Consider the following 24,566-nt stretch of genomic DNA (forward strand, 5'->3'; position numbering starts at 1 on the left):
ACGGCGGCGCCGCCCCGGAGCGGGGCGGCGCCGTGACGCTGTGCGGGTGCGGGGAAGGGTCAGCGCACGAGGGGGAGGGCCTCGGAGCCGGGCAGTTCGGTGAAGGTGGGGTGCTCGACCATGCCCGCGGGGGTCTCGGGCTCGGGGCTGCCACCCTCGATGGACACCAGGTCGCTGGTGTCCAGCTGGTCCAGCAGGCCGCCCTCGCTGAGACCGGCCACCAGGTCCTCGACCGTGGTGGTGTCCAGGCCCTCGGCCACCTGGGGCAGCCCGGCGTCGGCCAGCGGGCCGTTGAGGGCGATCGGCTCGGCCTTGCCCGCGTCGCCCACACCGGTCAGCAGGGCGTCGGTCAGGTCACCGAAGCCGGGCGCTTCGAAGCCGGGAGCCTCCACCCCGGGGGTCTGGGCGGCGACCGTCTGGGGCGAGCTCTGCGGGACGGTCTGGACGGCGGTCAGCTTCTCGTCGTCCCAGGCGCGGTTGCCGACCATGCCCAGGACCTCCTCCTCGCCGAGGCTCACGTAGTTGTCGGCGGTCAGCTCGGTGGCCTCCACCACGTCCTGGAGCCCACCGGGCGTCTCCAGGCCGAAGGCCGCGGCCAGGTCCCACATGTTGGGCGCGGTGAGGTCGGTGGACTCAGCGGGGGCGGCGGCGCTCATGGGCACCGTGGCGGGGGCCGACTGGGACAGCGCGTCGACCGGGCCGAGCTCGTTCAGCGACAGCGTGTTCTCACCGGTCAGGCCGGTGACATCGCTGAGCGAGGGCGCCTCGCTCAGCTCGGGCAGACGGCGGTCCCGCAGGTCGGGCAGCTCGGTGGCGTCCAGCTCGGGCAGTGCGAGCATCTCGTCGCGCATGTCGGCCACGGACTGGACCGTGTGCGGCAGCACCTCGCTGGCGGTCTCCTCCACGCTCCCACCGGCCTCACGGGCGGTGTCCTCCAGCGCGATGCTGGTGTCCTGGGCGCTGGCCTCCAGGGCCCGGCCCGCGGCCTGGCCGACGGTGTCGTGCGGGTCGCCGTCCAGACCGGTGGCCTCCTGCGCCTCGGTCACCGCGTCGGCCAGCGGGGAGGGGGGCAGCACGGTGCCCAGGTCCGGGGCGGCCTTCTCGTTGTTCGCGGCGGCCTGGAGCTCGCTCAGGGCGTTGTCGGCGACCGGGGTGACGCCCTCGGGGGCCAGCTTGTGCATGGTCGGAGCCACACCCTCGACGAGCGCCCGCTCCACGATGGGAGCGATGTCGTGGGTGACGGTCTCCATGGTCTCGGCACCGGCGCCGGCGACCCCGGCACCGGTGCCGGCGACCCCGGCGCCGGCCACTCCGGCGCCGAGGGCCACGAAGCCCGCGGTACCCGTGGCCAGGAGAACGGCTCGGGCGGAGAAACGCTTGATCTGCGTCATGGGTTTCCTTCTCTGATGAAGCTCTGGACGTCGGATCGGCCGCGACGCCGTGGACGGCGGCCATGGGAAGCCGGTGCGGACCACCGGCTGACGTGAATCACGTGAACGACGGCACGGGACTCAGGTCAGCTCCCAGGAGAAGTACCGGAGAAGTACGGGCTGGGAACGGTCCGGGGCGCCCAGGGGAGGGCGCGCCTGGGGTGGGACCGTTCGCTAGTCCGGCGAGACCGTGGGGTCGTCGGCCGGGTCGGCGGGCACGCTGTGCAGTCGGTACGCGGCCAGGTGCGCGGTGTCGGCGGCGGGCGCGGGCAGCGGCGCCGCCGTGAGGTATCCGGCCACGCCGCCCGCCGGGGCCGGTGCGCTGGCGGCGGGTGCGGCCGAACCGGTCGCGGCCTGCAAGCGCTGGGGCTCGGGGGCGCGGTCGGCGGTGCCGGTCCCGGCGGTGGTCGCCCGGGTGGTCTCGGCGGCCGACTCGGAGCGGTGCTGCTGCGCCGTGACGGCAGGACGCACGGGCGCGTCAGGTGTGGTCGGTGACGTGGCCTCGGCGGATCCGTCAGTCGACTCGGAGCTCGGTTCCCGCTCCTCCTCCCCGCTCCCCGCGGTGCCCTCGTCCTCCGGCGGGCCGGTGGTGCGGGAGGTGCGGGGTTCGGTGGTAGGGAGCGTGTGGGCCAGCCCCCGCTCCACGGTCTCGCCGCGGGCGCGGTCGATCTCCGTGACCACCCCGCGCACCTCGTCGCGGACCCCGGTGGCGGGCTCGTGCAGGGTGGCGGCGACGGCCGCGGTGTCCGCGGTGCCCTTCTCCAGGCGCTGGTGAACGGTGCCCAGGGTGGCGGTCACCGGTTCGGTGATCTCCTCGGGCACGACCCGCTCCAGGGTCTGCTTCTCCAGGGTCGGGGGCTCCCCCAGACCGAGGGCTCCGCCCGCGGCGGAGGCGGTCTCGGCGACCGGGCCCCCGAGCGTGCCGGAACCGGCGTCGGCCTGGGCCGGAGCGGCGAGCAGCCACAGCACGGCGAGGAAAGCGCCGACCATGAGCGGCAGGGCCAGGAGGGAGGGTGCCGCCGCGCACGCGGCCGAGGCGGCGCGGAGCGCGCCGGTTCGGCTGGTGCGAGGAATCAAGGGGACCCTCCGGGACGTGTGGCCAGGTCGGGGCGGGGCAGAGCCCGGCGCCCACGACCTGACGTTAGCACATTGTCACTGAGGGTAGTTTTGATTGACCGAAACCGGGGAACCCGGTCAGGGGTCACACTCTGGGTTCGGGCCGCGGTGTCGGCGTCTGGGCGGCCCCGACCCTTGCCGCCTCGGCCCTGGCCGCCGACGAACGGGCGCGTGAGCTCCGGATCTGGTCGTAGGCGAACACGCACACGGCGAGCCATACGAACAGGAACCCGATCCAGCGGCTCAGCGGCATCTCCTCACCCTGGATCAGCCAGCCGATCAGGAACATCATGGTCGGCGCGATGAACTGCAGCATGCCGATTACGCTCAGCGGCACCCTGCGCGCCGCCAGTCCGAAGAGCAGCAGCGGCAGCGCGGTCACGAATCCACCGCCGACCAGCAGGATGGTGTGCCCGGGGGAGACGGAGAAGGCCGTGCCCGCCCCGGTCGCCTCCAGGTAGAGCACGAACCCCAGCGCGGGCAGGAACATCATCAGGGTCTCGACGGTCAGGCTCTGCATCCCGTCCAGGCTCACGTACTTCTTCACCGCCCCGTAGGCGGCGAAGGAGGAGGCCATCAGCAGGGAGAGCCAGGGGGTGGAGCCGTAGGCGACGGTCATCACGCCGACCGCCACCACGCCCAGTCCGACCGCGACCCACTGGGCGGCGCGCAGGCGTTCGGCGAAGAAGACCACGCCCAGGCAGACCGTCATCAGGGGGTTGATGAAGTACGCCAGCGAGGCCTGGAGGGTCTGGGTGATGGAGACCGAGTAGATGAACCCCCACCAGTTCACCGAGATGAGCACCGCGGCGGCGGCGACCAGGAGCAACTGCCGGGGGCTGCGCAGGACCTGGGGTAGCCAGGACCAGCCGCGCCGGGCCAGGAGGAGGAAGACGCACATCGCGAGGAGGGCCCAGACCATGCGGTGGGCGAGGACCTCGGAGGGTTCGGAAGCGGAGAGGAAGGGCCAGTAGAGGGCCGCGAAGCCCCACATGAGGAAGGCGGTCGCCCCGAGGGCGACGCCGCGGTTGGTTTCCGGCACATCCGCAATGGTAGGACGAATTCCCGGTCCTGTCTCCCGTATATCCCGGTCTGTGGACGACGCCCGGGCGGCCTCTCCACAGGCTGTGGACATCCCTGGGAGCCAGTGGACGGGGCGGATAGCCTGGAAGCATGTTCGGCACAAAGACCAAGATGGTCGACCCCGCACGCGCCCTGCCCGGCCGGGACACCCCGATGGACGTGCCCTTCGGGCACACCGTGCTGGGGACCCGGCTCACCCCGCCCTACCCGGAGGGCAGCGAGATCGCCGACGTGGCGATGGGCTGCTTCTGGGGCGCCGAGCGCACCTTCTGGAGACTGGGCGCGGAACGCGGCATCATCACCACCGCCGTGGGGTACGCGGGCGGCTACACGCCCAACCCCACCTACGAGGAGGTGTGCTCCGGCCTGACCGGGCACACCGAGATGGTCCGGGTGGTCTTCGACCCGGAGAGGATCTCCTTCACCGAGATCCTCAAGGTGTTCTGGGAGGGCCACGACCCCACCCAGGGCATGCGCCAGGGCAACGACGTCGGCACCCAGTACCGGTCGGCGATCTACTACCACTCCGAGGCCCAACGCGAGGCCGCCGAGGCCACCCGCGACGCCTTCCAGCCGATCCTGATCCGCTCGGGCTACGGCACGATCACCACCGAGATCGCCCCGCTCAAGGCCTTCTACTTCGCCGAGGACTACCACCAGCAGTACTTGCAGAAGAATCCTAACGGATACTGCGGGATCGGTGGAACCGGTGCCAGTTGCCCGATCGGGGTCGTGACCTCGAACGACGCGGACTCTGCGCGCTCGGCCGAGTAGTACGCCCGAGCACGTGCGAGTACCCCCGCGAACGCTCGAATGATGGTTCAACGATGGCTCAACCATCATTGAATGATGGTTGGGCCATCTGGCACAGGCACTCAGCCCTCGAAACCGGGCGGTGGAGCAGGGGCCGACGAACCTGTCAGAGATCGCCGTAGCAGCCTGCTAGGCGGTGGGTTTCCCTGGACGCAGTTGGGTGGGCTATGCCTCCCAGCCAGGCAGCTTTCCTTGGTTCGGCGCTGGGTGGACCTCTGCCTTTCGGGCGCTCCCCGGCGGCCCCTCGCGCCACCTGACAGCCAGCCCCATCTCCGTCCGGCTGCGCCGGTAAACGTTGGCGAGGCAAGGTCTCAGGCGATCACCGAGGACAAGCCAGATGAGCATCCTTTTTCAAGGGCCACTCGCCTTAGGTGCGTGTAGGCCCGTCTCTGTCATGCCCTGCGTACGCAGATTTTGCACGGTCAGCTGTCACAAGCTGCCTGCTTTCGTCCTTCTTCTGGTGAGGATGGAAGGACGTGAGGCGTCTGGCAGACGAAGATGGGCGCAAGGAAGAGCAGAAGGCTGATCGGTTTATCCGTGGGACCACCAAGCTCGTGGTCTGCGGAGTCGCTGTGATCGCTGCGATCGTTTCCTACCGGCACGCATACGCTGTCGTCACGGAGTATGGGGAGAGCGGTGCTACCGCGATCATGATCCCCTTGACGATTGACGGCCTGGTATACGCGGCTTCGATGGTGATCCTTCATTCCGCGAGAGTGGGTGTGAAATCGCCTCCCCTGGCTTGGATCCTGTTGTGGCTGGGGATCGCGGCGACGTTGGCGGCGAACATCGCTCACGGGTGGCAGAACGGGCTAGTCGGCTCCATTGTGGCCGCATGGCCGGCGGTTGCTTTGGTGGGGTGCTACGAGATGCTCATGTGGCTGGTTCGAACCAGCTCTAGCGCTGCGCCTCAGGAGCCAGCGGCAGTTGTGGACACCGACCAAGAAGCGATCAGGGCCTATCGGGAGAGCGTGCGCATTGGATCTCCGCTCTCGGAGAGGAAGCTCGCGGAGAGGTATGGAAAGTCCCGGCGCTGGTCCAGGGCCATTATCGAAAAATCAGGGAATCAGGAAGAGTTGTAAAATAAAGTTCTTCCTGGTGGCTCGTCAGAGTCGCTTGCTGTCCACGTAGGGTGTGCTGGTCGGTGCGTGTACCGGCTTGGTTCGAGCTAGTACACGCACCGCTCTCCCCGGGTGTTTGCTGCTTGTTTCTGTACGGGGTGCCAGGCGCGTTGCTCGGTTCGTGGGCCAGTTTGGTACGCCGGTGGTACGGGCTGGTCCAGGCATGACATCGGAACGGTTTCGGGGGGCTGCTCCGATGTGCCCGCTGGGCTTGGTGGCTTCAGCTGTTCTCTGTGCGCATGGACCCGACATGATCGCCTCCCAGTGCCGGGCCTTCGGGATCGGTCGTTCCCTGTGCGCGTGGACCCGACGAGGCGGTCCCATTCCGGCTATGGTCGGCCTCCTTCCGGCTAGGGTTCGGGCATGTTCGAGTTAGCGGCACAAGCCGCCAGTCAGTACGGACCCAACCTCTGGGCCGCCGTAATCTCGGGTCTTCTTACAGGCGTCGCGGCAGCAGGGGTCGCGTGGTGGACCGCAACTCATGAGGTGGGCCAAGCAGAGGCTCGTCGAAGCCAGGACCAAAAGGAGCGCGAAGAGCGGGAGAGGCAGGAGCGAGTCGAGCAGGCGGCCCGTGATGAGGAGCGCAGGCGGGACGAGATTCGGAAGGCTGTCCTAGGACAGTTCCTTCAGGCCGCAGCGGAGTTCAATCGGCTCGTGACGGGGAGGGCAGTCGCGTATGAGCAGCTTGGCGCCTACCGTTTCCTGGCAAGCAGGGTGCTGATGGTCCAGGTTCTACTGAACGATGAAGGAACCAGCGACGAACTTCAGCAGTGGTTCACCAACAGCTGGCAGACACTCCGCGATCGATTCATCACGATCCGAAAATCCATCCAGCCAGCTTCTGCGCGAGGCCACTTCAAGCCTGAGCAGATCGAAGAAATACGCGACCTGACACTCAAGCTGGAATACGCGCTCACGCGCTGGTCTCTGCACCCCATCGCTGAGTGGTCTACCGAAGACGTCCCAGAGCGTTTCCAGTTCGGCTACCGACTGTCCGAGGATGAGGGTAGCTGACTCAGGTCTCCTGTCAGGTCTGTGAGGTCCCCGAGTAGGTTCGGGGCGTTGCGGTACGGGCGGACAGTCAGGGCGATGTACCGGCCCGTCCCGTACGCGCTGATCTCCACGTAGGCGTCCGGGGCCTGGTCGAGGATGTCCGGTCGTTCCCTGTGCGCGTGGACCCGACGTAAGGACGCCCCGGATGACGACTCGGCCCGGCGGTCGTTCCCTGTGCGCGTGGACCCGACGTTGCCAGCGGGGTTCGCTACGTGTGGCAGTCCGGTCGTTCCCTGTGCGCGTGGACCCGACGCCGAACACCAGGGATCGCAGATACCTGGGTGCGGTCGTTCCCTGTGCGCGTGGACCCGACAGGAAATGACCTGCGACAACACGGGCCGTTATTTTCCCGATATGTGGGTTATGGGAACGTCGGCGGGTTGCTCCGCCGAGGTGGCGCTGGCCCAGAGGGCGCAGCGTCTTCCCGTTTCGATGGGTGCTGCCCAGACTCCCGAAGGAGCCGGGGACTTACACACCCTCCACGGGCGTTCACGGATTCCCCTCTACCAGGGGCACCGGTGCCAGAAGCTGGCACTTCCGCGTGAGCGGCGATGTTACGGGCCGCGTTCAGATCGCGGTCCAACCGCAACCCGCACTCGGCACAGACGAACTCCCGCTCGGACAAGGGAAGGCTTGGGTTTCGCCATCCGCATCCCGAGCAGGTTTTGCTGGAGGGGAACCAGCGATCGAGAATCGCGATGTGGGACCCGTACCAGGAAGTCTTGTATTCCAACTGGCGCCGCAGCTCGGCCGGGGCCGCGTCCAGGATCGACCGGTTCAGCCCGGCCTTGGAGCTCACGTTCTTGCCAGGCAGTTGTACCGTGCCCCGGGCTGAGCGAGTCATGCCCGCTACGTTCAGGTCCTCAATGGCCACGCAGGCAAACGTGGTGGTCAGGCGTTTAGTGAGAGTGTGCAGAAACGTGGCGCGCTGCTCGGCCACCAGGTGGTGAAGCTTTCCTACTCGGGCAGCAGCTCGTCGTCGGCGGGCCGACCCCTTCTGGGTGCGTGAGAGGGCACGCTGGGCCTTGGTGAGTCGCTTTGAGGCGTGGCGCAGATGGCGGGGGTTGTCTACCAGGTGGTGGCCGTCCAGTGGTGTGGAAAGGGCGGCCAGGTGGTTGAGGCCCCAATCGAGCCCGATGCGACCGTTGGCCTTTTGACGGTGGGTGGGGTCGGGCACATCGGTCTCGACCTTGCACAGCACACTGGCATACCACCGGGTTCCGCCCCGGGAGACGGTCACTGATTGCACCACCGCACGTCCGGAGGAGACGAGTCGGTGCAGGGGTTTGGCTGATCCGTGCAGGCGCACCGTTTTGAGGGCCCCGCCCAGGCGCAGGCGCCGATAGCCCTCCAGCCGGAGTGCGGGCTTGGGTTTCTTGGCGTCGTGGTGCAGCCGGAAGGAGTCGCGGGAGCGGAACTTCTTCTTGAACCTGGGGTAGCCCACGCGACGGCCGGCCCGTTTGCCGGTGTAGGAGTCGAGCCAGTTCTTCCACGCCCGGTCAGCATCCTGAAAGGCAGACTGGAAGACGTAGGTGGGGATTTCTGCGTGCCAGGGCGCGATGCCGTCGATTCCTTGGGCCGCGTCGCCGCGCAGGTGTTGGAAGGCCTTGTACACATCGGGCTTGTTGGGGATCTTGCTGGTGCCTTTGAGGCGGGTGCGCGCGTCCTTCTCGCTCAGTCCTGTGGTGATGAGTATGTCGACCTCATCACGCCAGCGCTGGTGGGCGTCCTTCTTCATCGCGAGCGCGAAGTTGAAGGCCAGCCGGGCGTTCCCGGCGCATCGTTGCAGGGTCTCAAGCTGGGGCGGGGAGGGGTCCAGGGCGTAGCGGAACGCTCTGAGTACCTGCGCCATCGTCACCCCCGAGCCCTATCCATGGTTTGTCTGCCTTGGGGTGGACCGTATACCCGGGGTCTGACATTCGGTGTCTTCGCTTCTCAGCGCAGGGCCCCTGCTCCTTCGGATCAGGGTTCGGGGTGCTCGCGGCGGTGTTTGGTCAAAGCCGAGGTGTGGAATATTTTGGCGTGCTAGAGTGAGGATCTCTGGCGTGGTCTTAGGTTGTGAACTGGATGAGGGTGGTCGCATGTTGGATGGAGGGGAGAGGGCCCAAGCCTCGATGCTCGTACTCGCTCGGGAGTCCAGGGGATGGACTCAGTCGGAGTTGGCGAGCCAGATGACCCAGGTGGCGGGAGATGGGGGGACTGTGGTCTCCCAGGGCTACGTGAGCAAGGTTGAGGCTGGCAAGGTCGCGGTCTCGCCCGAAAGGCTCTCGTTGTTTGCGTCTGCTCTGGGTTACCCCGAACATCTGTTCTACGTTGACCCTCAAGTGCACGGTGTCGGCGTCGGGCTGATTCATCACCGCAAACGTGCTTCGTTGCCTGCCAGTGCACTGCGGGTGATCCACGCAACACTCGCTTTGGTTCGCATCCAGATCAACGGGTTGATCTCCGCACTCGGGGGGCCGGAGCGCCCAGTCAACTTCTCCCACAAACCCATCGCTCCTCTGCGGGATGCCAAAAGGATCGCCCGAGAAGTGCGCCAGGAGTGGGGGCTGCCCCCTGGCCCGGTGGACAACGTGATCAAGGCAGCCGAGGACGCAGGGGCCGTGGTGGTCATGCGTGACCTGAACAGTGACTTGCTGGATGCCGTCAGCCAGAAACCAGAGACGGGGCCGCCTCTGCTGTTGGTCAACGAACGGGCTCCCGGTGCCCGATGCCGATTCAGTGTCGCTCACGAGATCGGGCATCTGATCATGCACATCGAACCGGGTAAGGGAACTGAGCAGGAACAGCAGGCTGATGCCTTCGCCTCGGAGTTCTTGATGCCTGCCAAGGACATCAGCGAGCAGATCCCCTCACGTTTGGGTATAGCGGAGTTGGCCTCGCTCAAGCAGAAGTGGGGTGTGTCCATGGCAGCGCTCTTGCGTAGAGGGCGCGATGTGGGCGTCATCACCGATTGGCAGTACCGCAACCTCGCCGTGGAGATGTCCACACTTGGCTACCGGACCGCCGAACCGATGGAGATCCCCCTCGAGCGTCCGAGCTATATGGAGGGGCTACTCGAACAGCTGCTCAAGGAAGAAGGTATGGCCTCTGAACAGGTCGCATACGAGAGCTACCTGAAACCCTCGGAATTCACCGTCCTGTATGTCAACGATTCGTGCTCAGTGTCACAGCAGGAAGCCACAGAGGTGAGGCTATGAGTAATCTGTCAGCTCCCTCGCCCCGGGACGGTCGCGCTCCCGTGCGCACGCCTTACCCGCGGGGCCTCGAACCCCTCCAGGGTCGTGTTCTCCTCCAGATCAGCGCCAACCTGTCCTGGTGGGTGGAGGAACATGTGGAAGCCGAACGCGAAGGCCTGGTGTTGGTCGGCCCACAGGCGTACAAGAAGGCGCGTAACTTGCGCCGACGTGGCTTCCACTACCCCCTGTTGGTCGATCCTGGTCTGTACCAGGAACACCCTGCCACCGAAGAGCGTCCCTTCCCGGTGCCTGTGCGGGCACCGGCAGAGGAAGCCGCAGTGTCCCTTTTCGAAGAGGACGAGGGCAACCCTCTTGAACGCTCACTACAGGCGCAGCGGGCCGCTGGTGTTACAGCTGCGATGACACCCAGTGGGTACGTCCGGGCGGAAGACTCCGAAGCACTCATCGCTATGGTCGAGGCGACCATCGCCCACGGTGACCCCGCAGTGATCCTTGTCCTGCCCTTGGACGTCACCTGGTTTCGCGACGACGCCAACACCGCCACGGTTATCGCCGCACTCCAGATGTACAAGGGCCCCAAGGCCATTATGCTCGGCGGGCAGATGGACCCCCTGAGCCGCTTCAAGCAGCCGGTCACCAACTTGTGCAAAGTTCTCACCGAGGTTGAAGACTGCTCCCTGATGAGAGCAGATCTTGCAGCGTTTGGCGCGCTCGCGCACGGAGCCGCTTTTGCCTCGATCGGAGCGACCTCATCCATGCGCCATATCGTTCCACCCGGGGCAAAGGCGCAAACCGGTGGCGGAGCATACGCCAGCTCGCCGCATGTGCTGCACCACGAGACGCTGGGGTTCTATCTCGGTTCCACGCTGCAGAACAGGTTCGCAGGCGCCCGGGCCCCTATCTGCGACTGTACTGTCTGCGAGGAGCGCGGCCTGGACCGGTTCCTCTCCCGTGCAGGAGAAGATCTCAAAGAAGCAGCAGCGCACAACATCGAAATCCTACGCAGGTTGCGAGACCAGCTGATGGCGCAGGAGCCGGGCCTGCCCCGGCAGCGGTCATGGCGTGAGTCCTGCCAACAGGTACAAGGCCGGTGCGAGTCGATCAACGCCGAACTGAGAGTGCCCAAGGGTTTCTCTGTTCCCAAGCAGGTAGCGCTGTGGGCTGCGCTGCCTCTGCCCGAGCAGAGCGAAGCCGCCACCTCTGCCAAGGCTGCTGGTCAGGAGAGTTCCTGATAAAGGTCCTCAACGAACCCCCAGGCACCAGCCGTGTGCCTGGCCGGCCGGTAGGGGTCGGCCTCCAACAACTCCTCGACCCCGTCCTCGCGGTGCAACAGCACCCCGATCCCGTAAAAAGAGGCCTCGTTCAGGAAATCGTCCATCCGCGGAGCTGGTTGGTGTAGCAGGACGGCTCTGCTACAGAAAGGTGCAAAACGCGAGGCTTGCTCCAAACCACGGCGTGGCTGGGCAGCTGCAACAATCGCGAGCTTGACCTCGACGGGCTTGACTGCCCGGCGTACAACACAACCCTGTTCGAAGGAGACCGAGCCCGAGGGCAGCTTGTGGACGCGCTTCCTCTCAGAATCCCCAAGGGAGAGGAGAGGTAGCGGCATGGCCACAGGTAGGCCTAGGAGTGTGTCCAGATCTGCCAGCCTCTTGAGAGGTGCTGCGGAAACCTGGCGCCGGCGCCGATACTCGGCTTTGTTCTTCCTGTGCAGGATGAGTGCTCGCATGTTCAGTGTCCGCACGACCTGGGCGCTCACACCTGGCTCTGACAAGACCTTTGAAGCGGTCCGTAGCGAGCTACTGCTTGTTGTGTGTGCCGTGGTCGTCATGCCCCCACCTTGCCCTATCGGCTGCAAGGTGTTGCCACGGCCCGCCAGTTTGTGATGCAGCCGCGGCTCACCGAGGGCCTTCGGCGCGCCAACAAGCTGCTCTGAGACCAGGACGCACAAAAACTGACCTGCCGAAGGTGAGGTCGGCAGGGCTCATGTCATATCAGATTGATATGATGCTGCCAGGACGTGCTCCACAGGACGGGAAACCCTCTGGGGGCACGCTCCGGTGAGCCTTAGGTCCTGCTACTCAGCGTAGCGGGACCTTCGTGCATCTAGGGGTACCACGTGTTCTGGTGAGCAATCTTCGGCATGATGCGTTCCCATAGCTTCTGGTTGGCACGCAGGGCCCGCTCATCCATCGTGTGCCCTTTGGCCTTGCGAGCCCTCTCGGAGCACCGTCGACGATGCAAGAAGGCGATCAAGTCGGCAGCCTGCACTAGGCGGCTCGCCTTGGAAGGTGCGAAGTGCATGGTGTCGACGATGTTGGTGATCTGGGTGGCTCGATACCCCCAAGTGCCCACCTTCTGGTACTGGCCCAACTCGCTTCGATACTGATCCTGCTCGGAGATCTCATCAGCGATCAGCAACGCCAGCTCGCTCTGGCTTGCTGCGCACTCGTTCACCCGCTCGATGAGGTGAGCCAAGACAATGGAATGAGGATGATGGGCGTTCGTGTAGCGTCGCTTCAAGCCAGCGACGTCGACCCCCCGAAGGATGATCTTCACGTCGTGGTCCGCGATGGCCTGGAACGCAGCGTTGTAGACACCGATCCTCACTCGAGGCTTCTTTTCGAGGTGCGCCCAGTCAGCCTTGGCTTGAAAAAGATCATGCCCATGAAGTTCGGCAGTGGTACTGACCTCGTGATCGACCGCGGCCTTGGCCACAACCGTGTCCAAAGCATCAGCTAGGGGCATCGCTTCTCGCTCAGGGACCATCAGCGCAGCGATGTAGTAAGCATCTGACGAGTAGCTCTCGTCCACATAGGTCAGCAGCACCCTCTTAGGCTACGGCGTCCTGCGGGGCTTCAGTGGTTGTCCACACACGGCTGTGGATAACTCCCGCATCCAGCCCAGGTACTTGCATCAAGTGGGAAGGGCAGCGTCCCAGTTTTCTTCCCGGAGGATGAAGCCGTGCCACGTCCTAGTCGGGGCTGAGGGCCTACGCGTCAGGTTCCTCGTGGTGCTGAGGGCCGGGCGTCCTGGGGCTGCCGTCGGAGCTCCTTGGTGGCATGGATGCGTGCAGGTGGATGCTGATGTGACCGGCCTGCAGGACCGTGCTGGAGCCATGGATACTGCCATGAATTGCGTTGCGCGTAGTTTCGACCCCAGGCGTATCTGTGGTCAGGGTATCAATTTTTTGCTGAAGTTGCAGAAGCCTTTTTCTGCTCCACCAAATTTCCATTTGGCGCTTAATGATCCGGAGGGTGAGGAGGGCGAGACCGGTCATGAAGATGCAGGTGGACAGTCCGGCTCCGGCGGCCAAGAGGTACTTAAGGAGCTGCCTCGGGCTGAGTTGAGAAGCGCTTGGTTCCAGATTTTGGGCAGCGTCAGCTTGTAAAATTGCTAACGTAATGTGGGCGACTCATTAAGTCGAGCACGATGCCTTCGATTTTCTGGAAGCCCTTCTCAGAGTCTGCTGTGGGTTAGGAAGGACACTACATGATCTGGGTTGTAAGCGTGTACGCAGCCCCACGTGGGAACTGGGACTGCATCGGCAGGGCAAAAAGTAGGGGCAGTGCCCCAACGCTTCGAGCCATAGGAGGCTGAGGTGTTCCGCGTAGCGCGCTCCCAGGCGCACCCCACACACCATAGAAGCACCAACGATAGGAGCCTTCAACAGGGACAGCTCCTGAGAAGCTGGTGAGACGTTGATGAGGCTTGCGGTGCCCATGGCCTCCTCGGTCCTTCAACGTGGACGGCTTACGTGGAGCCGTTGAGACATGTTGAACTTTTTGAGGCCACGTTCCTGGAAGTCCCTTCAACGTGGACGACTCCCAAGGAGCCGTTGAGACCACCATGTACGCTGTCGGCCTCGACTACGGAACCACCCTTCAACGTGGACAGCTCGCGAGGAGCCGTTGAGACCTCGCTCTACCGGACGCTGCGTACCGGCCACACCGACCTTCAACGTGGACGGCTCCGAAGGAGCCGTTGAGACGCGGCCACCATTGCCGCCAGCGGCCGGCCGTTGTCCCTTCAATCTGGACGGCTCTCAAAGAGCCGTTGAGACGTTCGTGGCCTGCCCCATCGCGATCGCCGCGTTGGTCCTTCAACGTGGACGGCTCCGGAGGAGCCGTTGAGACGGTCGGTCTGTTCTGGGCCGCGTGGATCTGCAACAACCTTCAACGTGGACAGCTCTCGAGGAGCCGTTGAGACGCGCCACCCTGGCCGAAGCCGACCGCGCGTTCGAACCTTCAACGTGGACGGCTCTCGAGGAGCTGTTGAGACCGTGAAACACCCCGGCCTGTTCGTCCCCCTGGACGTCCTTCAACGTGGACGGTTCTCGAGGAGGCGTTGAGACGACCAAGCCGTGCGCAAAAAGAGGGCCGCCGACCGCCTTCAACGTGGACGACTCCCAAGGAGCCGTTGAGACGTCCTGGCCTGAGTCCGGTGTGGTCCTGGCGCTCCCTTCAACGTGGACGGCTCCGAAGAAGCCGTTGAGACCTACTGGCTGTCCAGCCTCAGCTCCTCTGCTCACGCCCTTCAACGTGGACGGCTCCGAAGGAGCCGTTGAGATCCGGCGAGGTTGACCCGTTCCCCAGCCCAGTACCGCCTTCAACGTGGACGGCTGCTAAGGAGCCGTTGAGACGACACCGGGCCGGAGGTCGGCCGCACCACCACCTGCCTTCAACGTGGACGGCTCCCAAGGAGCCGTTGAGACAGCATCTGACCAGGGGATACCTGTAGCAGACCTTTGCAGGAGTGCGGACAGGCCAGTACTTGCAGACGTTTTGTCCGTTTTCTGCTTGGGAACCTGCTGGGGTTTTCATGCGCACTCCAGGTTCGCGCGGGCCGAGTTCCGTCATCACAGATGCTTGGCGATTGTCGGATCGGCAGACTAACACCCGGTTCTGTCACACCCTGCCCCTACGGTGTTGCTTGGTGCTACCCACACCGCTGTAGGACCCCTTTCACCCCGCTGGTCACCGCCATCACTACGCAGCCCCCTTGCCTTGTTGAAGGAGACGTTGATGTCCAGTCAGTTCCTGGAGTTGTTGCTGGCCGCGGTGGGGCCCGAACGCCCTTGGGCCGGGGTGTCGGCCCAGGCCGAATACCGTCCCGCCGCGGGCGACAAGGTGTTCCCGCCCTCCTACCCCAAGGACAGGAACCAGGAGAAGGACAGGGGCCAGGAGAAGGACAACCCGCTGGCCGATGCGCCCTACCTGGCCGAGGAGCACTGGGTGGACGGTAAGCAGCGGTGGGTCGTGGTGCTGGACCAGGTGCCCAGCCAGGCCAATCGCATCGAGACCGCCCTGCTGGAGGCCCGTGACGAGGGCCGCATCCGGCTGCCGTTGTTCGAACTCACCACCTCCACCTCGCGTGGTCCGGTGCGGATCACCTCGTTGGAGATGCCACACCGGTTCGCTGACGCCTACCTGCGCGACAGCCAGATCAACGGGGAGCGCTTCCCAAAAACGGAGGTGGGGCAGAAGATCCGTTCGGTCACCGCCCGGGATGTGCGGGCCCTGTTCGAGTACTCGCCCGAGTCGCTGCTGTTCGGCGGCTGGGATTCCCACCGCAAGGGCCACCAGACCCGGTTCGCTCGTGCCTACTCCTCCTCCATCGTCGGCCTGGACCCGCGGTTGGGTCAGCGTCAGGGCGGGCGGATGGACCCGGTCAACCTCACCGGTGCCGTCAAGGACTCGGCCAAGGATGACTGGGAGTTCATGGTCCCGGGGGAGAAGAAGGCCAAGACCAAGGGCGAGAAGCTCAGCGAGCGCGGCCTTGGCAACATCGCCCCCAACTCCGCCCACGGCGGGGTGTCCATCACCGGCGCCCGGCGGTCGGGTTGGCTGTCGATGGCCGCGCTGGCGCGGCTGCGTTTTGGTGACGCGCCGGTGGAGGCGGTGCGTTTGGCCCGGGCCACGCTGGCCGCGTTGGCTTTGGCCGGGGACCGGTTGGCGTTCGGTGGGCCCTCGGTATGGCTGCGCTCGGGGTGCGACCTGATCCACACCGGCCAGCGTCTGGTCTTCGAAGGCGAGGGCGAGACGCGTGAAGAGATCACGTTGGGGGCGGGTGAGGCGATCGAGGTCTTCCACGAGCTGTGCGAGCGCACCGCCAAGGCCGGCATCGCCATGTCCCAGGAGATCATCGCCCTGGACCCGGTTCCGGCGTTGGCCAAGGCCATCGAGTACTCGGTGGCCAAGTCCGACGAGCCGGGGGAGTAGTCCTGTGCCGTTGGTGATGAGCGTGCGGCTGTTGCAGGGCCGCTATGACGCCGCCGATGGGTGGCGCGAGAACGTGGAATGGCCCCCCGCCCCCTCCCGGCTGTTCTGCGCCCTGGTGGCCTCGGCCCCCACCGAGGAGGAACGACAAGCCCTGGTCTGGTTGGAAAACCAGGGCCCACCCCAGGTGTGGGCGGGGAAGTTGCCCGAGCGGGCGCGGTTTCGTTCGGATGGGTATGCGGTGACCAATAAGACCTCGAGCAAGGGCGGTAGTCAGTCCCTGCCCGGGCGGACCACCGCGCCGTTGACAAGGGTGTCGGGCATCCCGGACACGGATGAGTTCGCGTTCGTGTGGGCCCAGGCCGACCCGCCGGCGCAGGTGGAGAAGGCGTTGGCGGAGCTGGCGTGGAAGGTGCCCTACCTGGGCCGCTCCACCAGCACCGTCGCCATCCGCGTCCACACCACCCCCGCCCCGCGGCAGGAGTGGACCCCCTACACCCCCGTGGCGTTGGGCGAGCGGGCCACGACCGCGCTGGGCGTGCCCTACCCGGGCTATTTGGAGGCTTTGGACCGGGCCTTCACCCAAGGGGAGAGTGCGTGGGATGTGCGCCGCACGATCGGCTACACCACCCCCGACACCCCAGCCGTGCAAGAGCCTGAGGTGGTGCGGGGCCCGTTCGGGACGATGCTGGTGTTCGCCTTCGGCCGCGAGGTGGTGCTGCCTGCTTCCGGTGAGCTGTTGACGTTGACCGACAAGCTCCGTGACACGGTGATGGCGCGCATCGGTGAGAACATCCCCGGGCAGGTGTCCGGGCACGCCGAGACGGGCCGTCACCACGTGGGCTTTGTGGGGTTGCCCGAGGTCGGCCACCGTCACGCCCGCGGTGCCCTGCACGGCCTGGCGGTGGTGCTGCCCCACGAGGTGGACCCCGAGGCGGCCCAGGCGGTGCACCGGGCCCTGGTGGAGGAGCCGTTGACCCATCTCAACCGCGGCTACGGCCCCATCTTCCCCCTGCGCCTGCAGACAGAAGGCTCCAACACCAAGGCGCTGGACCCGACACGCTGGAGTGCCCCCGGAACGGGCTCGCGGGTGTGGGTGAGCGCGACCCCGCTGATGCTGGACCGGTTCGTGCGCCGCAACAGCGACCCCACCGAGAGCATCGCTCGCTCCGTGGTGACCGCGGGCTACCCCGCCCCCTCACGTGTGCAGGTCTCCCAGGTCCCGTTGACCCCGGGGGCGATGCTGCGCCCCCGCAAGGACACCTACCCCCCAAGGCGGCCCCGGCGGTGGGTGCTGCACGCCCGCATCGAGTTCCCCGAACCCGTGGTGGGACCCGTGCTGGTCGGTTCCATGCGCTACCTGGGCCTGGGGTTGTTCGAACCCCACCCCACAGCCCGCCCCCGCACCACGGCCCAGAACCGTGCCCGCTCGGAGGAGGTTGTCGATGTCACCGGCTGAACTGCCCACGTTCACCGCGTTCTTCAAGGCCGTACACGGCCATGGCCCCTTCCCCTGGCAAGCAGCTCTCGCCGACCGGCTCCTGGCGGGTGAGGGCTGGCCCGAGGCTGTGGATGTGCCCACCGGGCTGGGCAAGACCAGCCTGCTCGACATCGCCCTGTACGCCGCCGCAGCCGGTGCGCCTGACCGGCGTCGCCGCGTGTTCTTCATCGTCGACCGCCGCCTGGTGGTGGATGAGGCCTTTGAGCACGCCCACGTGATCGCCGACCTGCTCAACGGACACACACCCCCAGACTCGGGCCGAACCGCCGAGGACATGGCCGTGCTGGGAGCGATTGCTGACCGGTTGCGCCAGCCCGAGGACCAAGGCCCGGTCGTGGAGGTCACGCGGATGCGAGGCGGCACCACCTGGTCCTGGCAGTGGATCCAACGCCCCGACCGCCACGCCCTCGTGGTGGGGACCGTCGACCAGATCGGCTCCCGCCTGTTCCTACGCGGCTACGGCGTCTCCGACCGGCTGCGCCCCATCGACGCGGCCCTGGTGGGCACCGACAGTCTCATCCTGGTCGATGAGGCCCACCTGGCCCAGGCCATGCTCACCAGCATCGACGCCGCCACCGTCGATCAGCCCGAGCACCGGCTCGCCCGGCCGCGTGTGGTGCAGATGTCAGCCACCGTCAAAGACGGTGCCGCCCGCCGGACCCACTCCATCGGCGAGGCCGACCACGCCCACCCGGTGGCCTCGCGCCGGTTGACCTCGCCGCGGTGGATGCACCTGGTCGAACCACACAAGGTCACCAAGAAGAACGCCTCACAGGTCATCACCGCCCAGCTCGCCTCCTGGGCCCAGACCCTGGCAGCAGCCCAACCCATGGCCGGCCCGGTGGTGCTGGTGGTGTGCAACACCGTCGCGCGAGCCCGAGCGGTCTTCACCGCCCTGGCCCAGGCACAGATCGCCCCCGAGCAGAGGGTGTTGTTGATCGGGCGCAGCCGCCCCGCGGACCGGCAACGCCTCATGGACACCTTCTACGACCGTATCCAGGTCAAACGCGAACACGGTCGGGAGAGCGAGCCGCTGTACGTGGTCGCCACCCAGACGGTGGAGGTGGGCGCCAACATCGACGCAGATGTGCTGGTGAGCGAATCGGCGTCCATGACCGCCCTCATCCAACGCCTGGGACGGCTGGCCCGCACCCCCGAAACCCGCAGTTCCGCCACAGCCGGAGGTGAGTGGCGGGCTCCTGCGGTCATCGTCCACGACCCATCGGTGGAAGACGAGGACCCCGTCTACGGGGCAGCCCGCCAGGGCACCTGGCGCTTGCTGTCCCGCCTGTGTCCGCCCCTGGCCACCACCCCCAAGCAGGCCTGCACTGTGGAGGACCTGGGTGCCGGGATCGAGGTTTCACCCGCGGCCCTCAAGGAGCTGCTCGCCCAGGCCACCGGGGAGGAGCGGGCCGCCCTGCGCGAGGCGGCCAAAGCACCGCCGGTGATGCACCCGGGGGTGCTGCGGTCCTGGGAACACACCAGCCCCACCCCCGTGACCGACCCACCCGTGGCGCCGTTCCTGCACGGACTCGACACCCGCGACCCCGACGTCACCGTGCTCTGGCGCGAGGACATTGACCCCGCCACCTGCCTGGACAAGACCGGGAAGGTCGCCCAAGAGGTGGTCGAGCGGCTGCGGCTGGTACCGCCCAGCAGCGACGAACAACTCCAGGTCTCCCTGACCGCTTTGCGCCGCTGGCGCAACAGCGACCACGTCGCGGCCGGCCAGATCGCCGACCTCGAAACAGGCCCGGTCCGGGACGTGGAGGAGGTGGCTGAGCAGGAGTTCGTGCTGCGCTACCGCGGCCACCGCGACCTGGAACGCATCACCCTGAACCAGGTCCGCCCAGGAGATGCCCTCATCCTGCCCAGTACTTTCGGCGGATGCGACCGCTACGGATGGGCACCCCAGCACCACATCGGGCCCGTCGTGGACGTGGCCGACCTGGCCTCACGCCGCGGCTTCCCCACCGTGCGCCTGGACCAGCGCCTGATCCACACCGTCGGCCTGGTCGAGGCGAACGATGCCAGCGCCCCCGCCCAGGACCTACGACAAGCCCTCCACGAACTGCTCGCGGTCCAGGACGCCTTCGAGGAGACGGGCAGGGCCCCCGAACCAGGCGACTACCGAGCCGCTCTGGAACAGGTCAACGCACTCATCCAAGAACAACGCCTACAGCATCCGCTGGCCACGAACCTGACCCGGCTCGCCCACGCCGCCAAGAACCGCAGTCTGCTCGTCAAAATCCTCCCCGCCGAGGGCACAGAGCCCAGCACCCCCGGCCCCGGGGTTGAGGTGGAACAGGAGTCGCTGCGGGGAAGGGTCGTGCTGGCCGCACGCAGGGTGCTGCGCGGCGGCGACACCGACGAGGCCTCGGCCTCCACCACCGACGAGTCCAAACCGGTGTGGTTGGACGATCACCAGGACCAGGTCGCCCGCCAGGCCGCGGCCTTCGCCCGCAACATCGGCCTGACCGAGACCGAGGTGCACGCCGTCTACCTGGCGGGCCTGTACCACGACGAGGGCAAACGCGACCCCCGCTTCCAAACGATCCTGCGCGGCGGCCTCCCCCTGCCCGCCGCGCAAGCACAGTCAGGGCAGGTGCTCGCCAAGTCACTCCAGGCCCCTACCGACCCGACCGCACGCGAGCAGGCGCTCCACGCCTCGGGCTACCCGCCCGGCACACGCCATGAAGGGCTCTCCGCCCGCATCGCCCAACACCACCTGGGCTCCCACGGCCTCGACGAACAGGTACGGGACTTGGTGTTGCACCTGGTGGCCTCCCACCACGGCCACTCCCGCCCCCTGCTGCCACCGGTACCCGACTCCGCACCCGTCCAGGTGCCCATCCCGGGCACCGACACCACAGTGGAGACCGCGGACCTGTTGGACTGGCGCTCCCCAGCCCGGTTCGCCCGCCTCAACCACACGCATGGACGGTGGAAGCTGACCTTGCTGGAAGCGGTGGTGCGCATGGCCGACATGTGGTGCTCGGCTGGGCAATCGGTCACCACCACAACGCACACCCCACCCCGGCCCCACCAGCACCCCACCCCCGCCGCCACAGCGATCGAGGCGCACACGGTGACGTTGCCGGCCCTGGACGGGCGCGACCCCTTGGGCTTCCTCACCAGCCTGGGCGTGCTGCGCCTACTCCACCAACACCTGGGCCCCGATCGAGTACGGCTCTCGTTCGACCCGTTGATGGCCACCGCGCAGATCACCAGCCCACTCGGCGACGTGGAACAGATCAGCTCCGTCCTGCACCGCATCGTCCAAGACATCCCCACGGGCGGGGCTCTCCCGCAGGTGCAGGCGGCCTGGCCACCCCAGATCGGTGTCGGCAAGGACCCTCTGCGCGTTCCCCGCCAACACTTGCAGGAGCTGCGAGATCGGGCCCGACAGGTGGGTGGTGAACACGCCCCGGCCTGGTTGCACACCATCGTCACCGACCTGGCCACCGACAATGACGGCCGCGTCGTGCTCACACCCTTCATGGCCCCCGCGGGCGGGCAGAAGGCCGCCACGTTCTTCTCCAAACCCTTGGAACTGGTCCTCAAAGACCCCGCAGTTCTGCACCAGGCCCTCACCGGTTGGCAGCGTCTGGAGGGGTGCACCGGGGAGAACCTCGACCACCGAGCCATCCGCACCGCGGTGGACACCACCACCGGCGCCTCCACACCCAACGGGGTGCCCGGCGCGACCTGGCTGGCCACCCAAGCCCTACCCCTGTTGCCGCTGTTCGGCGATGGCAGATACCTGCGCTCAGGCCTGTGGTACCGCCACAACCGGCAACGCATCATGCTCTGGCCCGTATGGAAACACCCCTTGGACCTGGACAGCGTCCAAGCCCTTCTCACCCACCCGAACCTGACACCTCAGCCCGCAGAGCAACCGACACCCCGTCTGGACCGGAAGAGCCTGGTCCCGTTGGGTGTGCTCACCGTCTCCGCAGCGCACCGTCGCCCCATCCCGGGTGGCAAGTCCGCAGGCGTGCTCACACCGATGCCCATCAACTTGTTCTGAAGCGCGAACCCCAAGTGCACGCCACATCCCTGGGAGGTCCCCAACCACAAATCCACACAAAACGCCTAGCATCCGGCCTGTGACGGGAGTTTCCTGCAGCTTCTGCAGAGGGTTTTGCCTGTTCACGCGCTGTCTCAACGTCCCTGATCGGGACGTCTACGTTGAAGGAAGACCCACGCTCACGAGCACGTGGAAACCTACTGGGTCTCAATGTCCTCAAGCGGGACGTCTACGTTGAAGGAAGTATTTCTGGCCCACCTCTGATGACCCTCACACGTCCCAACGTCCCTGGTCGGGACGTCTACGTTGAAGGACCCTCGACGGCGAGACCTACGAGATCGCCAGGAAGTCTCAACGTCCTTGAGTGAGACATCTATGTTGAAGGATGATCCTCCACAGGCACGGGTCGACCCGGCAGAAGTCTCAACGTCCCTGGTCGGGACGTTTACGTTGAAGGCCTGTCGTGCGGAGAAGTCCCCATCACCTCGAGCGGTTTCAACGTCCCTGAGCGGGACGTCTACGTTGAAGGAGCGGGCTGACGTCCAGGGTCGGCAGGCGGCGGGCGGCGTCTCAACGTCCCGGCTCGGGACGTCTACGTTGAAGGGGTGTCTTGCCGGTCTCCAGCGCGGACAGCAGCGGGTCTCAACGTCCCGGCTCGGGACGTCTACGTTGAAGGAAGGACGACTCGCAGGTGGTGGAGCACACCGCCCGCGTCTCAACGTCCCCGCTCGGGACGTCTACGTTGAAGGTCGCGTGGATCTGCCCGGAGTGCCCCGGGTGCGGCTGTCTCAACGTCCCTGCTCGGGACATCTACGTTGAAGGTATTCCATGGACGTCCTACGGCGAGCCGGGGATGAGTCTCAACGTCCCTGGTCGGGACGTCTACGTTGAAGGTCGGTGGTGCGTCGAGGGAGCGGCACCCATCCGGCGTCTCAACGTCCCTGAGGGGAACGTCTACGTTGAAGTTCCCAGGAGGTCCCCGAGCTTCTGGAGGACGCCCCGGTCTCAACGTCCCTGCTCGGGACGTCTACGTTGAAGGACAGCGTTGGGGACGCGGTTCGCGGCGGCCAGGTGGGTCTCAACGTCCCTGCTCGGGGCGTCTACGTTGAAGGACCGGGCGCATGGGGTCGCTCGGAGGGATCGCGCGGTCTCAACGTCTCTGCTCGGGACCTCTACGTTGAAGGCTGATCCGCCACCACGGCAACGCCGACACCGTCAGGTCTCAACGTCCCTGTTCGGGACGTCTACGTTGAAAGACATCAGCAGGACGAGCACGCCCACCGTGGCGCCCGGTTTCAACGTCCCTGTTCGGGACGTCTACGTTGAAGGGTCCAGCACCGGTTCCACGTACCGGCTGTGCGCCGGTCTCAACGTCCCTGAACGGGACGTCTACGTTGAAGGCAGGTCTTGACCCCCACCCCGTGGGCGTAGGGGCGTCGCAACGTCCCTGTTCGGGACGTCTACGTTGAAGGTTATCCTCCGGGTCTCCGAAATCGACTGGCAGACCGTCCAAACGTCCCTGCTCGGCACGTCTACGTTGAAGGAAGAAGGCGGCCTCCTCCCGCCGCGCGACCCCCGCCCGTCTCAAGGTCCCTGCTCGGGACGTCTACGTTGAAGGTGCAAGGACACCAAGATGGCCCAGCTCGTCAAGGAGTCTCAACGTCTCTGAGCGGGACGTCTACGTTGAAGGTTCCGGGAATGGTTCGGGGAAGCCCCGGACGAGCAGTCTCAACGTCCCTGACCGGGAGGTCTACGTTGAAGGGACAGGGGCGGGATGGGCTTGGACCACACGGCCAGGTCTCAACGTCCCTGCTCGGGACGTCTACGTTGAAGGAAGAAGGCGGCCTCCTCCCGCCGCGCGGCCCCCGCGTTTCAACGTCCCTGCTCGGGGCGTCTACGTTGAAGGACCGTGGCGGTCAACCCCCGTTGCCGAGACCGCAAGGTTTCAACGTCCCTGACCGGGACGTCTACGTTGAAGGTGCATGTCGACAACGACAAGGGCGTCCCTCGAAGTGTCCCAACGTCCCTGACCGGGGCGTCTACGTTAAAGGTCCAGGCGCTCCAACACACCGACGGCCTCTTCACCGTCCCAACGTCCCTGACCGGGGCGTCTACGTTGAAGCTCCATGGAGGAGCTTGAGCTGGTCTTCGAGGGGATGTCTCAACGTCGCTGCTCGGGACGTCTACGTTGAAGGTCTGATTTCGTTTCCTGCTCCTCAGGAACCAGAAGGATGGCCCACTCTTTGCCGAACTTCCCACGAGTCGAGCTCAACTTGAACCCTCCTCTTTTGCGCGAGCATTTTCTGAGGGTTCGTGGTGAGTATCCCGGATAGTCCACACCCGTCGGTTCACCCCCTGGCCCGTACCAGGAGTAAGACTCCCCAGAACGGTGGAGATTCGTGAAGTCGATGCGCCACACCTCGCGGCTCTCGGGGTCGATGATGTGTACTCCTTGCCCGTAACGGTTATCCACCCACAGCATCTCCGCAGGCACACGTACTTCATCGTCATCGTCTGCGATGAGCAGGGTCGACGCGCGATTACTGGTGAACAGCCACACTGTGGCATCGTAACCGAGGCGGCGATCCCGTATGAGCCTGTCTTTCGCTTCCTCTACCTGGATCGCGGAGTCTTGGATTTCAACGGCAACCTTGCGGGTGTTGCCCTGGGAGTCGATGCGGGAGACGACAACGTCCACACGACGTCCCTGGGTTCTATGGCTTACCTCGATCTCAGCGGTGTAGCCAAGGCGCGTGAACTCCTCTGCCAGAACTTTCTTGGCGAGTAGGTGGCGCCAGCTTTCGCCTTCGGCTGTGCAGTTGGCCCCTGGCCTGTGAGCGAAGTGTGCCGCGACCTTTCGTCCGCGTTTCTTAAGGATGACCTCCGAAGTGCACTCCGGGCAGGTGTAAGGCCCATCTGGAGTGTCTTTGGCTGCTAGGGTTCGCTCGTCGTCGTGGTTGTAGGCGATGAGCACGTTCTTCCCTCGCGGGTTTTCTAGGGA

16 protein-coding genes are annotated in these 24,566 nt (G+C 65.9%); 9 read left to right on the forward strand and 7 right to left on the reverse strand.

What is annotated here, in order from left to right; translation table 11 throughout:
* Positions 1-59: 59 nt before the first annotated feature.
* From HNR07_RS28545 to rarD, 3 genes are all read right to left on the reverse strand, one after another.
* Positions 60-1,391 (reverse strand): hypothetical protein, encoded by a 1,332-nt coding sequence (locus HNR07_RS28545; protein ID WP_184368484.1) that lies wholly within the window; start codon positions 1,389-1,391, stop codon positions 60-62.
* A gap of 213 nt (positions 1,392-1,604) precedes the next feature.
* The gene (locus HNR07_RS28550) at positions 1,605-2,507 is read right to left on the reverse strand and encodes a hypothetical protein (RefSeq protein WP_184368487.1); all 903 of its coding nucleotides are present in this window, start codon (positions 2,505-2,507) and stop codon (positions 1,605-1,607) included.
* Between the two features lie 124 nt (positions 2,508-2,631).
* The gene (gene rarD, locus HNR07_RS28555) at positions 2,632-3,588 is read right to left on the reverse strand and encodes an EamA family transporter RarD (RefSeq protein ID WP_184368489.1); all 957 of its coding nucleotides are present in this window, start codon (positions 3,586-3,588) and stop codon (positions 2,632-2,634) included.
* 131 nt (positions 3,589-3,719) lie between these two features.
* Here rarD and msrA point away from each other — a divergent pair, with 131 nt between their 5' ends.
* From msrA to HNR07_RS28570, 3 genes are all read left to right on the forward strand, one after another.
* On the forward strand, positions 3,720-4,403 hold the full coding sequence (gene msrA / locus HNR07_RS28560; protein WP_184368492.1) for a peptide-methionine (S)-S-oxide reductase MsrA: 684 nt from the start codon (positions 3,720-3,722) through the stop codon (positions 4,401-4,403).
* A 515-nt stretch (positions 4,404-4,918) separates the two neighbouring features.
* The gene (locus HNR07_RS28565; protein ID WP_312894000.1) at positions 4,919-5,524 is read left to right on the forward strand and encodes a DUF2637 domain-containing protein; all 606 of its coding nucleotides are present in this window, start codon (positions 4,919-4,921) and stop codon (positions 5,522-5,524) included.
* A 402-nt stretch (positions 5,525-5,926) separates the two neighbouring features.
* Positions 5,927-6,577, forward strand: coding sequence for a hypothetical protein (locus tag HNR07_RS28570; protein ID WP_184368495.1), 651 nt, complete (start codon positions 5,927-5,929; stop codon positions 6,575-6,577).
* Positions 6,578-6,977: 400 nt separating this feature from the next.
* Here the strand turns inward: HNR07_RS28570 and HNR07_RS28575 are convergent, their stop codons facing one another.
* On the reverse strand, positions 6,978-8,468 hold the full coding sequence (locus HNR07_RS28575) for an RNA-guided endonuclease InsQ/TnpB family protein (RefSeq protein ID WP_184368498.1): 1,491 nt from the start codon (positions 8,466-8,468) through the stop codon (positions 6,978-6,980).
* A gap of 262 nt (positions 8,469-8,730) precedes the next feature.
* Here HNR07_RS28575 and HNR07_RS28580 point away from each other — a divergent pair, with 262 nt between their 5' ends.
* Together HNR07_RS28580 and HNR07_RS28585 are read left to right on the forward strand one after the other, a co-directional pair.
* Positions 8,731-9,816: a helix-turn-helix domain-containing protein gene (locus HNR07_RS28580; protein WP_281387209.1), complete on the forward strand. Its 1,086-nt coding sequence runs from the start codon at positions 8,731-8,733 to the stop codon at positions 9,814-9,816.
* A 41-nt stretch (positions 9,817-9,857) separates the two neighbouring features.
* Entirely contained in the window at positions 9,858-11,048 is a 1,191-nt protein-coding gene (locus tag HNR07_RS28585; RefSeq protein WP_184368520.1) for a hypothetical protein, read from the forward strand.
* On the opposite strand, the gene HNR07_RS28590 is transcribed toward HNR07_RS28585, so the two are convergent.
* Together HNR07_RS28590 and HNR07_RS28595 are read right to left on the reverse strand one after the other, a co-directional pair.
* On the reverse strand, positions 11,033-11,647 hold the full coding sequence (locus HNR07_RS28590; RefSeq protein WP_184368523.1) for a hypothetical protein: 615 nt from the start codon (positions 11,645-11,647) through the stop codon (positions 11,033-11,035). The genes HNR07_RS28585 and HNR07_RS28590 overlap by 16 nt on opposite strands.
* A 275-nt stretch (positions 11,648-11,922) precedes the next feature.
* The gene (locus tag HNR07_RS28595; protein WP_184368525.1) at positions 11,923-12,645 is read right to left on the reverse strand and encodes a DUF3800 domain-containing protein; all 723 of its coding nucleotides are present in this window, start codon (positions 12,643-12,645) and stop codon (positions 11,923-11,925) included.
* Between the two features lie 247 nt (positions 12,646-12,892).
* Here HNR07_RS28595 and HNR07_RS28600 point away from each other — a divergent pair, with 247 nt between their 5' ends.
* The 4 genes from HNR07_RS28600 (at position 12,893) to cas3g (ending at position 21,565) form a co-directional block, all read left to right on the forward strand.
* A complete protein-coding gene (locus tag HNR07_RS28600) occupies positions 12,893-13,207 on the forward strand; it encodes a hypothetical protein (RefSeq protein ID WP_184368528.1) in 315 nt (104 codons plus the stop codon).
* Between the two features lie 1,633 nt (positions 13,208-14,840).
* Positions 14,841-16,037: a type I-G CRISPR-associated RAMP protein Csb1/Cas7g gene (gene cas7g, locus HNR07_RS28605; protein WP_184368531.1), complete on the forward strand. Its 1,197-nt coding sequence runs from the start codon at positions 14,841-14,843 to the stop codon at positions 16,035-16,037.
* A 4-nt stretch (positions 16,038-16,041) separates the two neighbouring features.
* Positions 16,042-17,493 (forward strand): type I-G CRISPR-associated protein Csb2, encoded by a 1,452-nt coding sequence (csb2, locus tag HNR07_RS28610; RefSeq protein ID WP_184368534.1) that lies wholly within the window; start codon positions 16,042-16,044, stop codon positions 17,491-17,493.
* Positions 17,480-21,565: a type I-G CRISPR-associated helicase/endonuclease Cas3g gene (cas3g, locus tag HNR07_RS28615; RefSeq protein ID WP_184368537.1), complete on the forward strand. Its 4,086-nt coding sequence runs from the start codon at positions 17,480-17,482 to the stop codon at positions 21,563-21,565. The genes csb2 and cas3g overlap by 14 nt, the downstream gene beginning before the upstream one ends.
* Before the next feature lie 2,161 nt (positions 21,566-23,726).
* Here cas3g and HNR07_RS28620 read toward each other — a convergent pair.
* Positions 23,727-24,539: a competence protein CoiA gene (locus tag HNR07_RS28620; protein WP_184368539.1), complete on the reverse strand. Its 813-nt coding sequence runs from the start codon at positions 24,537-24,539 to the stop codon at positions 23,727-23,729.
* Positions 24,540-24,566: the final 27 nt, after the last annotated feature.

The sequence above is a fragment of the Nocardiopsis metallicus genome, assembly GCF_014201115.1.
Classification (GTDB): domain Bacteria; phylum Actinomycetota; class Actinomycetes; order Streptosporangiales; family Streptosporangiaceae; genus Nocardiopsis; species Nocardiopsis metallicus.

What these genes read in the sequence shown, in the direction of transcription:
- HNR07_RS28545 (WP_184368484.1), bottom strand. Translation starts at nt 1,391, where the DNA reads ATGACGCAGATCAAGCGTTTCTCCGCCCGAGCCGTTCTCCTGGCCACG.
- msrA (WP_184368492.1), top strand. Translation starts at nt 3,720, where the DNA reads ATGTTCGGCACAAAGACCAAGATGGTCGACCCCGCACGCGCCCTGCCC.
- HNR07_RS28570 (WP_184368495.1), top strand. Translation starts at nt 5,927, where the DNA reads ATGTTCGAGTTAGCGGCACAAGCCGCCAGTCAGTACGGACCCAACCTC.
- HNR07_RS28575 (WP_184368498.1), bottom strand. Translation starts at nt 8,468, where the DNA reads ATGGCGCAGGTACTCAGAGCGTTCCGCTACGCCCTGGACCCCTCCCCG.
- HNR07_RS28580 (WP_281387209.1), top strand. Translation starts at nt 8,731, where the DNA reads ATGCTCGTACTCGCTCGGGAGTCCAGGGGATGGACTCAGTCGGAGTTG.
- HNR07_RS28590 (WP_184368523.1), bottom strand. Translation starts at nt 11,647, where the DNA reads ATGACGACCACGGCACACACAACAAGCAGTAGCTCGCTACGGACCGCT.
- cas7g (WP_184368531.1), top strand. Translation starts at nt 14,841, where the DNA reads ATGTCCAGTCAGTTCCTGGAGTTGTTGCTGGCCGCGGTGGGGCCCGAA.
- cas3g (WP_184368537.1), top strand. Translation starts at nt 17,480, where the DNA reads ATGTCACCGGCTGAACTGCCCACGTTCACCGCGTTCTTCAAGGCCGTA.